Origin of the sequence: Burkholderia sp. COPS (assembly GCF_019425585.1) — a bacterium.
GTDB classification, from domain to species: Bacteria; Pseudomonadota; Gammaproteobacteria; order Burkholderiales; family Burkholderiaceae; genus Burkholderia; species Burkholderia cepacia.
Map to the genome: position 1 here is coordinate 1 of NZ_WIXR01000094.1, position 12,376 is coordinate 12,376.

10 protein-coding genes are annotated in these 12,376 nt (G+C 69.7%); 4 read left to right on the plus strand and 6 right to left on the minus strand.

Translation table 11 applies throughout. The features are described 5' to 3' along the window. Positions 1–317: 317 nt before the first annotated feature. From ilvD to FOZ70_RS37580, 5 genes are all read right to left on the minus strand, one after another. Positions 318–2,177, minus strand: a complete 1,860-nt coding sequence (gene ilvD, locus FOZ70_RS37560; protein WP_042972837.1) for a dihydroxy-acid dehydratase — start codon at positions 2,175–2,177, stop codon at positions 318–320. 284 nt (positions 2,178–2,461) lie between these two features. Then, positions 2,462–3,484, minus strand: coding sequence for an Ldh family oxidoreductase (locus FOZ70_RS37565; protein ID WP_219707896.1), 1,023 nt, complete (start codon positions 3,482–3,484; stop codon positions 2,462–2,464). Beyond that, complete coding sequence (locus FOZ70_RS37570) at positions 3,477–5,069, minus strand: aldehyde dehydrogenase (NADP(+)) (protein WP_219707897.1); 1,593 nt, start codon at positions 5,067–5,069, stop codon at positions 3,477–3,479. The genes FOZ70_RS37565 and FOZ70_RS37570 overlap by 8 nt, the downstream gene beginning before the upstream one ends. Positions 5,070–5,145: 76 nt before the next feature. Beyond that, the gene (locus FOZ70_RS37575) at positions 5,146–6,771 is read right to left on the minus strand and encodes an APC family permease (protein WP_219707898.1); all 1,626 of its coding nucleotides are present in this window, start codon (positions 6,769–6,771) and stop codon (positions 5,146–5,148) included. Positions 6,772–7,003: 232 nt separating this feature from the next. Further along, positions 7,004–7,924, minus strand: a complete 921-nt coding sequence (locus FOZ70_RS37580; RefSeq protein ID WP_011547925.1) for a dihydrodipicolinate synthase family protein — start codon at positions 7,922–7,924, stop codon at positions 7,004–7,006. Positions 7,925–8,175: 251 nt separating this feature from the next. Between FOZ70_RS37580 and FOZ70_RS37585 the strand changes: the two genes are divergently transcribed. The 4 genes from FOZ70_RS37585 to FOZ70_RS37600 all read left to right on the plus strand — a co-directional run bounded on the left by FOZ70_RS37585 (position 8,176) and on the right by FOZ70_RS37600 (position 11,899). Then, positions 8,176–9,108 (plus strand): 4-hydroxyproline epimerase, encoded by a 933-nt coding sequence (locus tag FOZ70_RS37585; protein ID WP_124923779.1) that lies wholly within the window; start codon positions 8,176–8,178, stop codon positions 9,106–9,108. Then, a complete protein-coding gene (locus tag FOZ70_RS37590; RefSeq protein WP_059814364.1) occupies positions 9,105–10,232 on the plus strand; it encodes an FAD-dependent oxidoreductase in 1,128 nt (375 codons plus the stop codon). The genes FOZ70_RS37585 and FOZ70_RS37590 overlap by 4 nt, the downstream gene beginning before the upstream one ends. Positions 10,233–10,400: 168 nt before the next feature. Further along, on the plus strand, positions 10,401–10,634 hold the full coding sequence (locus FOZ70_RS37595) for a 2Fe-2S iron-sulfur cluster-binding protein (RefSeq protein ID WP_060309099.1): 234 nt from the start codon (positions 10,401–10,403) through the stop codon (positions 10,632–10,634). Next, positions 10,631–11,899: an FAD/NAD(P)-binding oxidoreductase gene (locus FOZ70_RS37600; protein ID WP_219707899.1), complete on the plus strand. Its 1,269-nt coding sequence runs from the start codon at positions 10,631–10,633 to the stop codon at positions 11,897–11,899. The genes FOZ70_RS37595 and FOZ70_RS37600 overlap by 4 nt, the downstream gene beginning before the upstream one ends. Positions 11,900–12,030: 131 nt before the next feature. Here the strand turns inward: FOZ70_RS37600 and FOZ70_RS37605 are convergent. Beyond that, a partial coding sequence (locus FOZ70_RS37605) for a LysR substrate-binding domain-containing protein (protein WP_346656434.1) occupies positions 12,031–12,376 on the minus strand: 346 nt, incomplete at its 5' end.

Genomic DNA, 12,376 nt, shown 5'->3' on the forward strand with positions numbered 1-12,376 from the left:
GACGCGCGTCCGATGCCGCCGGCGGTGCATCAGGGAGGCGACGCGCGTCCGATGCCGCCGCCGGTGCGTCAGGGAGGCGGGGGCGGCGGCGGTTATGCGCGGCCGCAAGGTGGTGGAAACGGTGGCGGTAACCACGGTGGTGGCGGAGGCGGTGGCCCCGAGGATTTCCGTCACTGATGTCGCCGGCGCCGGGGATTCCCGGGCGCCGGACGAAAAAAAGCCGCTCCGGAGAGCGGCTTCCACAGCGGTGCGGGCGGGTTGTCCTGCTCCCAGTCCGACCGGCTGCGCGTGGCGGGCAGCCGGCGGTGCTGCTCGCGTCAGTCGTCGAGCAACGACAGGTCGCGCACGGCACCCTTGTCGGCGGACATGACCAGCTTCGCGTAGGCCTTCAGCGCGGCGGACACCTTGCGCGGACGCGGCTGCGCAGGCTTCCAGCCCTTCGCGTTCTGCTCTTCGCGGCGGCGCGCCAGCTCTTCGTCGGACACGAGTACGTTGATCGTGCGGTTCGGGATGTCGATGCGGATCTTGTCGCCGTCGCGCACGAGGCCGATCGCGCCGCCCGCCGCGGCTTCCGGCGAGCAATGGCCGATCGACAGGCCCGACGTGCCGCCCGAGAAACGGCCGTCCGTCAGCAGCGCGCATGCCTTGCCGAGCCCCTTCGACTTGATGTAGCTGGTCGGGTAGAGCATCTCCTGCATGCCGGGGCCGCCTTTCGGGCCTTCGTAGCGGACGATCACGATATCGCCGGCCTTGACCTTGTCGTTGAGGATGTTCTCGACCGCTTCATCCTGCGATTCGGTCACGTGAGCCGAGCCTTCGAACACGTGGATGCTCTCGTCGACGCCGGCCGTCTTCACCACGCAACCGTCGAGCGCGATGTTGCCCGTCAGCACGGCGAGGCCGCCTTCCTTCGAGAACGCATGCTCGTACGAGCGGATGCAGCCTTCCGCGCGGTCGAGGTCGAGGCTCGGCCAGCGCGTGTCCTGGCTGAACGCGACCTGCGTCGGGATGCCGGCCGGGCCGGCCAGGTAGAACGTGCGGACCGCATCGTCCTGCGTGCGGACGATGTCCCACTGGTCGAGCGCATCCTTCAGCGACGGCGCGTGCACGGTCGGCACGTCGGTGTGCAGCTTGCCGGCGCGGTCGAGCTCGCCCAGGATCGCCATGATGCCGCCTGCGCGGTGCACGTCCTCGATGTGGTACTTGTTCGTGTTCGGCGCGACCTTGCACAGCTGCGGCACGACGCGCGACAGGCGGTCGATGTCCTTCATCGTGAAGTCGATGCCGGCTTCCTGCGCGATCGCCAGCAGGTGCAGGATCGTGTTGGTCGAACCGCCCATCGCGATGTCGAGCGTCATGGCGTTCTCGAACGCCTTGAAACCCACCGAGCGCGGCAGCACTCGTTCGTCGTCCTGCTCGTAGTGCTGGCGGGTGAGCTCGACGATCCGGCGGCCGGCGCGCTTGAACAGCTGCTCGCGATCGGCGTGCGTGGCCACCACCGTGCCGTTGCCGGGCAGCGACAGGCCGAGCGCTTCGGTCAGGCAGTTCATCGAGTTCGCGGTGAACATGCCCGAGCACGAACCGCAGGTCGGGCAGGCCGAGCGTTCGACTTCGGCGACGTCGGCGTCCGAATACGACGGGTCGGCCGCGATCACCATCGCGTCGACGAGGTCGAGCTTCTTCAGTTCGACGGTCTTGGTGACCGGGTTCGCGAGGCGCGTCTTGCCGGCTTCCATCGGGCCGCCCGACACGAAGATCACCGGGATGTTCAGGCGCATCGCGGCCATCAGCATCCCCGGCGTGATCTTGTCGCAGTTCGAGATGCAGACCATCGCGTCCGCGCAGTGCGCGTTCACCATGTATTCGACCGAATCCGCGATGATGTCGCGGCTCGGCAGCGAATACAGCATGCCGTCGTGGCCCATTGCGATGCCGTCGTCGACCGCGATCGTGTTGAATTCCTTCGCGACGCCGCCGGCAGCCTCGATCTCCCGCGCGACGAGCTGGCCGAGATCCTTCAGGTGCACGTGCCCGGGCACGAACTGGGTGAACGAGTTGACGACCGCGATGATCGGCTTCGAGAAATCGTCGTCTTTCATGCCGGTGGCGCGCCAGAGCGAGCGCGCACCCGCCATGTTGCGGCCGGCGGTGGAAGTTTTGGAACGGTAAGTGGGCATTGTCGTTGCTGAAGAAATATCGCGGGAAAAGGGTGGAGGCACGGGGAATAAGGGCCTCTCTCGCGCCCGTGCGAACAACCTCTTGAGCTGCGCCCTGGGCAAACCCGGCGATTATCCCACAGCCGCCGCGGGCGTGGCGCCCGCGGGGCCGGCAACCGGGGCCGCAGGCGTGCCCGGCGTAAAACGTGCCGGGGGCCGCGGAACGGCCGCGCGACCGGGCGGGGAGGTGCCGGGCCGCGCATCGATCGGTGATCGCCGCGCGATCCGGCCCCGTGCGCGGGCGATCAGTCGAGCAGCGTCAGGATCTCGTCGTACAGCGCCTTCGGAATCCGCACGCCGTTCGCGATGCTGCGCGCGCGGGCGTCGAAGCGCCGTTGCGACGGCAGCCGCGCGCCCTGCGCGACGATCGATTCGAACATCCGCTCGCCGCGCGCGAGCCCCGTGTCGAGATCGTCGCCGAGGAACACCTTCGGGTCGAAGGCGATCACGAGTTCGCCATGGCACGGCGTCGCGCCGACGCCTTCGTCGAAGTCCATCGACTCGCGGCTCGTCATGTCGCCGATCAGCGCGCCGCCGAGCAACTCGACCATCGCCGCGAGCGCCGACCCCTTGTGACCGCCGAACGTGCGCATCGCGCCCTGCAGCGCGGCCTTCGGATCGGTGGTCGGCCGGCCATCGGCGTCGATCGCCCATTCCGGGGGGATCGCCTTGCCTTGCTTCGCATGCAGCTCGATGTCGCCGCGTGCGATCGCGCTCGTCGCGAAGTCGAACACGAACGGCACGCCGCCCGGGCGCGGCCACGCGAACGCGATCGGGTTCGTGCCGAACACGGGCTCCCTGCCGCCTTCTGGCGCGACCCAGCTATGGCTCGGATTCATCGCGATGCCGACCAGCCCCTCGGCCGCGATCGCCTCGACTTCCGGCCACAGCGCGGAGAAGTGGTAGCAATGGTTGATCGTCATCGCGGCGATGCCGTGCTGTTTCGCCATCTCGACGAGCACCGGCAGGCCCGTTTCGAAGCTCAGCAGCGAGAAGCCGCGATGCGCGTCGACCGCGACGATCGACGACGACAGCCGGCGCAGCGTCGGCACGGCTTGCGGATCGACCTTGCCCTTCTTCAACGAACGCACGCAGACGAGCAGCCGGTACACGCCGTGCGAATGGCATTCGTCGCGCTGGCCCTGCGTGATCACGTTGGCGATGGCCCGGGCATGGGTGTCGGACATGCCGTGGTGCGTCAGCACGCGCAGCGCGAGCGCGTGGACTTCACCGAGCGACAGGACGACTTCGGCGGTTTGCTCAGGCATGGTTCACCTCGCGCGGCGCGGGCACGCCGTCGATGCGTTGCGGCACGTTCAGCGGATTGCCGTTGCGGATCGCGTCCGGCAGCAACGCATCCGGCAGGTCCTGATACGACACGGGGCGCAGGAAGCGCTCGATCGCACGCGCGCCGACGGACGTCGTGCGCGTGTCGGACGTCGCCGGGAACGGGCCGCCGTGCACCATCGCATGGCCGACCTCGACGCCCGTGCCGAAGCCGTTGACGAGAATGCGGCCGGCCTTGCGCTCGAGCGTCGGGCGCAGCGCGGCGAACAGCGCTGCGTCGTCGTCGGCGAGATGCGCGGCGATCGTCAACTGGCCTTCGAGCGACTTCAGCACGCGATGCAGCGTGTCGGCGTCCGCGCAGCGCACGATCAGCGAAGCGGGGCCGAACACTTCTTCGCGCAGTTCGGGGCGTGCGATGAACGCGTCGGCCGAGGTCGCGAACAGTGCCGCGCGGGCCTGGTAGCGACCGCCCTCGACGCCTTCCGCCAGTAGTTCGACCGCATCGTGCCCGCGCAGCACCGCGACGCCTTGCGCGTAGCTCGCGTGGATGTGCGGTGTCAGCATCGTTTGCGCGGCTGCCGCGCGCACGGCATCGGCCGCCGCAGCTTCGAACGCGCGCAGCGCGGGCCCGTCGACCGCGAGCACGAGGCCCGGATTCGTGCAGAACTGGCCGGCGCCGAGCGTGAGCGATGCGACGAACTGCGGCGCGATCGTGTCGTGGCGCGTGTCGAGCGCGGCGGGAAACAGCAGCACGGGATTGATCGAGCTCATTTCCGCGTAGACGGGAATCGGCTCGGGGCGCGCGGCCGCGATGTGCATCAGCGCGACGCCGCCGCGGCGCGAGCCGGTGAAACCGACGGCCTTGATGCGCGGATCGGCGACGAGCGCCTGGCCGATCTCGCGCGATGCGTCGAACAGCAGCGAGAACACGCCGGCCGGCATCCCGCATTCGCGCGCGGCCTGCTGGATCGCGCGGCCGACGAGTTCCGACGTGCCGGGGTGCGCCGAATGCGCCTTGACGATCACCGGGCAGCCGGCCGCGAGCGCCGACGCCGTATCGCCGCCGGCGACCGAGAACGCGAGCGGGAAATTCGACGCGCCGAACACGGCGACGGGCCCGACCGCGACGTTGCGCAGGCGCAGGTCGACGCGCGGCAGCGGCTTGCGCTCGGGGCGTGCCGGATCGATCCGCGCGTCGAGAAAGCCGCCGTCGCGCACGAGCGACGCGAACAGCGCGAGCTGGCCGACCGTGCGGCCGCGCTCGCCTTCGATGCGCGCGCGCGGCAGGCCCGTTTCGACGACGCAGCGCTCGATCAGGTCGTCGCCGAGCGCCATGATGTGGCGGCCGATCGCGTCGAGAAACGCGGCCCGTGCTTCGAGCGACGTTTCGCGATAGATGTCGAACGCGTCGTCGGCGAGCGCGCAGGCCGTCTCCAGGTCATGCAGGCTCGCGCCGCCGAAGGCGGGCTCGAGCCGTTCGCCGGTGGCGGCGGCGATCGCGTGGAGGGTGCCGTTCTGTCCGGCGACGGCGGACTGGCCGATCAGGAGCTGACCTGTGAGTTGCATGGTTTTCCTCGGAAAAAAACAGGGGCCGGGCGTGGGGCGCCCAGCCGAAGGGATCATGGGAAACGGCGGGGGCGCGTCAGTCCTCGTCGTCGTCGAGCTGCAGCTTGCCGGAACGGACGCCGGTATTCGCCCCCCAGTAGTAGATGACGAGCGCGACGGCCGCGACGACGACCGTGTCGTACGGATGGGCGAGCCGGCCCGTGCCGCCGAAGCCGCCGAGATACGACAGCACGATCATCGCGGCATAAAACGCGATCAGCCACGCGGACGAGCGCACTTGCTCGGCGAGGCTCAGGTGCGCGGTCGGCACCCAGCGGCGGCACGCGAGATAGATGACGAACATCACGATCTGCAGGCCGAGCAGCCAGGACACCGTGCTCCAGCCCGACCAGTAGACGATCAGCGCGGCGATCACGAACGACGCGGGGCCGGTGATGCCGAATGCGCTCGCGCGGAACGGCCGCGGCAGGTCGGGCGCGGTGCGGCGCAGTGCGGCAACCGAGACCGGCGCGACCGCATAACTCAGCACCAGCGCGGCCGACACGATGTTGATCAGCGCTTCCCACGACGGGAACGGCATCGTCCAGAAGATCGCGAGGCCGAACGTGAGCCACAGGCCCGCGCGCGGGATGCCCGACGCTTCGTCGACGCGCGTGAACACCTTGAAGAAGGTGCCCGTCTTCGCCCAGCCGTAGACGACGCGCGGCGTCGCGTTCATGTAGATGTTGCCGCAGCCGCTCGGCGAGATCATCGCGTCGGCGACGACCATCACCGCGAGCCAGCCGACGCCGAGTGCCAGCCCGATGTCGCGGTACGGCAGCGTGAACGCCTTGCTGATGTCGTGCCAGCCGCCGGCAAGCATCGCGGTGGGGATGCTGCCGATGAACGCGAGCTGCAGCAGCACGTAGATCAGCGTCGACAGCAGGATCGACAGGATCAGCGCGATCGGGATCGTGCGCTGCGGATTGCGCACCTCGCTCGCGACCGACACGATCGGCGTGAGCCCGAGATACGCGAAGATGATGCCGCCGGCGGACACGGCCATCTCGATGCCCGGCATGCCGAACGGCGCGAAGCCGTGCACGGTCAGGTTCGCGGGTTTGAAGAACGTGAACAGCACGCCGATCACCGCGAGCGGCACGATGAACTTGAAGACGCTGATGATGTTGTTCGCCTTCGCGAACGTCTTCACGCTCGAGTAGTTCAGGTAAAAGAAGAAGCACAGCAGCGCGGCCTGCACGAGCCAGCCGAGCGTGGTCGGGTCGCTCGATCCTTCGACCGTCAGGCCAGGAAACCACGCGGCCGCGTACTGGCGCGCGGCGACGACCTCGATCGCGATCAGGCTCGAAAAGGCGATCAGCGTGATGAAGCCCATCAGGTAGCCGAGCAGCGGGCCGTGCGAGAACACCGGGTAGCGGACCACGCCGCCCGCGCGCGGCAGCGCGGCGCCGAGTTCGCAGTAGACGATGCCGAGCAGCAGCACCGCGAAGCCGCCGAGCAGCCACGAGAAGATGCCGGCCGGGCCCGCGATCGTCGACACGTGACTCGCGGCGAACAGCCACCCCGAACCGAAAATGGCGCCGAGACCGATGAACGTGAGATCGGTCAGCGACAGCTGTTTCTTGAACTTGCCGTGACCCGCGTCGGGGTGCGCGGAACGGGAAAGCGGGACAGACGGGTGTGCGTTGCCTTGGCCTGGCATGGGCGTGTCTCCTGGGGGAATGGCGGTGCAGGCGTCGAATGCGCCGCGCTCCGACGGAGCAGCGGCGCACGCCTGCCGGCCGGCGTCGCCCGGTTCGAACGACCGGGGCGGGCCGCGGGCCGTTCACGCGCGGCGCAGGCGGGCGCCGGGGCGAACGGGCCCGCAGGCCATGCCGGACCGGAGACGGCGGCGCGCAGGGGGAAAGCCTGCAAGCCGCCGCAGGGGGACTCGATCAGAGACCGACGTCGGGCAGCGCCGGGCGCGTTTCGAGCGCCTTCGCGACGATGGCCTTCACTTCCGCGAGCGTGTCGCCCTGCAGCGCGAGGCGCGGCGGGCGCGTGATCGCGCTGCCGCGGCCGACCAGCTCTTCGCACAGCTTGATGCACTGCACGAGGTCGGGGCGCGCGTCGAGGTGCAGCAGCGGCATGAACCAGCGGTACAGCGCGAGCGCTTCGTCGAAACGCTTTTGCTTGGCGAGGCGGAACAGCGTCTCGCCTTCCTTCGGGAACGCATTCGACATGCCCGACACCCAGCCTTCGGCGCCGACGGCGATGCTCTCGACCACGACGTCGTCGAGGCCCGCGAACAGCACGAAGCGATCGCCGACCGCGTTGCGCAGGTCGATGAAGCGGCGCGTATCGCCCGACGAATCCTTGAAGCAGACGATGTTCTCGCAATCCTGCAGCGCGATCAGCACGTCGGGCGTCACGTCGTTCTTGTAGATCGGCGGGTTGTTGTAGACCATCACCGGCAGGTCGGTGCTCGTCGCGACCGCGCGGAAGTGCGCGGCGGTTTCGTGCGGCTTCGCCGAGTAGACGAGCGCGGGCATCACCATCACGCCGTCGACGCCGACGCGCTGCGCTTCACGCACCGTGTTGCGCGCGAATTCGGTCGTGAATTCGGCGATGCCGGCGATCACCGGAATCTTGCCGCCCGCCGCGTCGCGGGCGGCCTCGATCACCTGGAGTTTCTCGCTCGTCGACAGCGACGTGTTTTCGCCGACCGTGCCGCAGACCACGAGGCCCGACACGCCGTCGTTCACCAGGTTCTTCACCACGCGGTGGGTGGCGTCGATGTCGAGGGAAAAGTCCGGCTTGAACTGGGTGCTGACGGCCGGGAAAACCCCGGTCCATTGAATGGCTTTGCGGCTCACTGAAATCTCCTACGTTCGTATCGGTCGGCCGACGGGTGTGTCGGTGTGGCAACCAGTATCGCCGCGCAAATGCCCATCACGCTTGAGTCGTATCGCGGAGCAAAATGACGAAATCGGCACAGCGGCCGGCAGGGGCGCGAAGGGCGCCTCGCACTATGCCGATTTCGTCGTCGTCCTCATCGAAAAGCCACAAGCGGACGGACGCGCGACGGAGGAAGCTATGCTCCTTTCCCCACTTCGGACGGCTCATGATGAAGCGCATCCAGATCATCGATTCGCACACGGGCGGCGAACCCACTCGACTCGTCGTGTCCGGCTTCCCCGCACTCGGCAGCGGCACGATGGCCGAGCGCCGCGACCTGCTCGCGCGCGAGCACGACCGCTACCGCACCGCATGCATCCTCGAGCCGCGCGGCAGCGACGTGCTGGTCGGCGCGCTGCTGTGCGAGCCCGTGTCGCCCGATGCGGCGGCCGGCGTGATCTTCTTCAACAATAGCGGCTATCTCGGGATGTGCGGGCACGGCACGATCGGCGTCGTGCGCACGCTCCACCACATGGGGCGCATCGCGCCCGGCGTGCACCGGATCGAAACGCCGGTCGGTACCGTCGAGGCGACGCTGCACGACGACCTGTCGGTCAGCGTGCGCAACGTGCCCGCGTATCGCCATGCGAAGGGCGTCGCGCTCGACGTGCCGGGTTACGGCCCCGTGAAGGGCGACATCGCGTGGGGCGGCAACTGGTTCTTCCTGATCAGCGACCACGGGCAGCGCGTCGCCGGCGACAACGTCGCGGCGCTCACCGCGTATGCGTCGGCCGTGCGCGAAGGGCTCGAACGCGCGGGCATCACCGGCGCGAACGGCGGCGAGATCGACCACATCGAGCTGTTCGCCGACGATCCCGAGCACGACAGCCGCAGCTTCGTGCTGTGCCCGGGCCTCGCGTACGACCGTTCGCCGTGCGGCACCGGCACGAGCGCGAAGCTCGCGTGCCTCGCGGCCGACGGCAAGCTCGCGCCGGGCGTCGTGTGGCGGCAGGCGAGCGTGATCGGCAGCGTGTTCCACGCGAGCTACGAAGAAACCGACGGCGGGATCGTGCCGACGATCCGCGGCAGTGCGCACCTGAGCGCGGAAGCGACGCTCCTGATCGAGGAAGACGATCCGTTCGGCTGGGGTATCGCGCCGTGAGCGACGCGAAGACGGATGTCGTCGTGATCGGCGCCGGCATCGTCGGCGCCGCGTGCGCGCACGAACTCGCGCAGCGCGGGCTGCGCGTGCTCGTCGTCGACGACGCGAGCGGCGGGGCGACCGGCGCGGGCATGGGGCACCTCGTCGCGATGGACGACAACGCGGCCGAACTCGCGCTGAGCCATTACTCGATCGAACTGTGGCGCGCGCTGAGCGGCGAGATGCCCGAAGGCTGCGCGTACCGCAACTGCGGCACGCTGTGGCTCGCGGCCGATGCGCACGAGATGGATCTCGCGCGCGCGAAGCAGGCGGCGCTCGCCGCGCACGGCGTGGCCGGCGAACTGATCGACGCGGCGGCGCTCGCGCAACTGGAGCCGATGTTGCGCGCGGGCCTCGGCGGTGCGCTGAAGATTCCAGGCGACGCGATCCTCTATGCGCCCGTCACCGCGAACTGGCTGCTGCAGCGCGCGCCGCGCATCACGCTGCGGCGCGACCGCGCCGTCGCGGTCGACGGCCCGAGCGTGACGCTCGCCAGCGGCGACACGCTGCGCGCGGAGCGGGTGGTCGTGGCGAACGGCGTTGCGGCGCGCACGCTGCTGCCCGAACTGCCGCTGCGCCCGAAAAAGGGCCATCTGCTGATTACCGACCGCTATCCGGGCCAGGTGTCGCACCAGCTCGTCGAGCTGGGTTATGCGGCGAGCGCGCATGCGAGCGACGGCACGTCGGTCGCGTTCAACGTGCAGCCGCGGCCGACCGGCCAGCTGCTGATCGGCTCGTCGCGCCAGTTCGACACCGAGGACGCGCAAGTCGAGCCGCCCGTGCTCGCGCGCATGCTGCGCCGCGCGGTGGGCTATCTGCCGGACCTGGCCGACCTGAACGGCATCCGTGCATGGACGGGGTTCCGTTCCGCGAGCCCCGACGGCCTGCCGCTGCTCGGCGAGCACCCGGCACGGCCGGGCGTGTGGCTCGCGGTCGGGCACGAAGGGCTCGGCGTGACGACCGCGCCGGGCAGCGCGCGGCTCGTCGCCTCGCTGATGGCCGGCGAGCGGCCGCCCATCGATATCGAACCGTATTTGCCGGGACGCTTCCTGACCGCGTCCCTTGTAGCCGGAGCGCTGACATGAAACGACGACCCCCACGCTCACTTCGTTCGCTGCCCCCCGGGGGGGCGGTGAGCCTTCTTGGGGCGACCCGGCGGAGGCTGACATGAAACGACGACCCCCGCGCTCACTTCGTTCGCTGCCCCCCGAGGGGGCCGTCAGCCTCCTTGGGGCGGCCCGGCGGAGGCTGACATGATCATTCATCTGGACGGCCGCGCGCTGACGGTGGCCGACGGCGCGACCGTCGCGGCCGCCATTGCGGCGAGCGGCGACGATACGACGCGCGTGTCGTGCACGGGCACGGTGCGCGCGCCGTTTTGCGGGATGGGCATCTGCCAGGAGTGCCGGATGACGATCGACGGGCGGCGCCGGCTGGCGTGCCAGACGTTGTGCCGTGACGGGATGCAGGTGGAGCGTACGCGATGAAACAGGAACGACTGAGCGTCGACGTCGCGATCGTCGGCGCGGGCCCGGCCGGGCTGTCGGCCGCGCGGGCCGCCGCACGAAGCGGTGCGACGGTGGCGATCGTGGACGACAACCCGCGCGCGGGCGGGCAGATCTGGCGGCAGGGCGCAGCGGCCACGCCCGCGCCGGTCGCCACCGAGCGGCTCGCCGTATTGCGGCAGCCGAACGTCACGCATCTCGCGGCGACGCGCATCGTCGCCGAAACGCAGCCGGGCACGCTGCTGCTCGAAGACGACGAACGCGGGCTGCTGCTCGATTTCCGGACGCTGATTCTCTGCTGCGGCGCACGCGAACTGCTGCTGCCGTTTCCGGGCTGGACGCTGCCGGGCGTCACCGGTGCCGGCGGCCTGCAGGCGCTGGTCAAGTACGGCCTCGACGTGCGCGGGCAGCGCACGGTGATCGCGGGCAGCGGGCCGCTGCTGCTGGCGAGCGCGGCGACGGCCCGCCAGGCCGGTGCGCGCGTGTCGCACGTGCTCGAACAGGCAGGCTGGGGCGATGTGGCCGGCTTCGGCGTGGGGCTGTGGCGCTGGCCGTCGAAGCTCGCGCAGGCCGTGAAGCTCGTCACGGCTGCGTACCGGGCCGATGCGCACGTCGTCGAGGCGTTCGGCGACAAGCGGCTCGAACGCGTGCGGATCCGGCACGGCGACCGCGAGTTCGACGTCGACTGCGACCGGCTCGCGTGCGGTTTCGGCCTCGTGCCGAATACGGTGCTGCCGAGCCATCTCGGTTGCCGGATCGACAACGGCGCGGTCGCGGTCGATGCGCACCAGCGTACGAGCCGCGACGGGGTGTTGGCGGCCGGCGAGTGCACGGGCGTCGGCGGCAGCGAACTGGCGATGGTCGAAGGCGAGATTGCCGGCCATGCGGCAACCGGGCAGACGGCGCCGCTGGCGGCGCTCGTCGAGCGGCGCGCGCACTGGCAGGCGTTCGCGGACGCCGTGCGCGAGCGGTTTGCGATCCGCGAACCGATCCGCCGGCTGGCGCGGCCCGATACGCTGCTGTGTCGCTGCGAAGACGTGCGTTTCGAGGCAGTCGCGCAAGCGCCGGGCTGGACGGCCGCGAAACTGCAGTCGCGTTGCGGGATGGGCGCATGCCAGGGCCGCGTGTGCGGTGCGGCTGCGCAGGCGTTGTTCGGCTGGACGCCGCCGGTACCGCGCACGCCGCTCGTGCCCGCGCGGGTCGGTACGCTGATGCTGGACGGTACGGGCTCCTGCGACGGCGCGTGACGGATCGCGGGATCACGGAATCGCAACATCGCAACATCGCAACATCGCAACATCGCAACATCGCAACATCGCAACATCGCAACATCGCAACATCGCAACATCGCGGCCCGGTTGACACCGGGCCGCGTCATTCATTCCGCCGTCACTTTCTCCCATCCGCCGACCTGCGGCGCGGCACAGGCGCGCAGGCACTCGATCGTCGCGGCCACCGCCGCGCGATTCGCACTGTCGGGGTGCCAGTACATCGACACCGCGCCCTGGCCTTCGAGCTGCATCGGCAGGATCCGGATCGCGTTCAATTGCGCGAAGCGCTGCGCGGCACGATACGACGCGACACCGAGCAGGTCGGTGTTGTTCAGCAGCGTGAGGTTGAGGATCGACGAATTCGATTCGACACAGTGGGGCGGCCGAACGCGGCCGGCGGCCGTCAGCGCGGTCTCGAGCGCGTTGTGCACGGGCGTGCCCGACGGCCACACG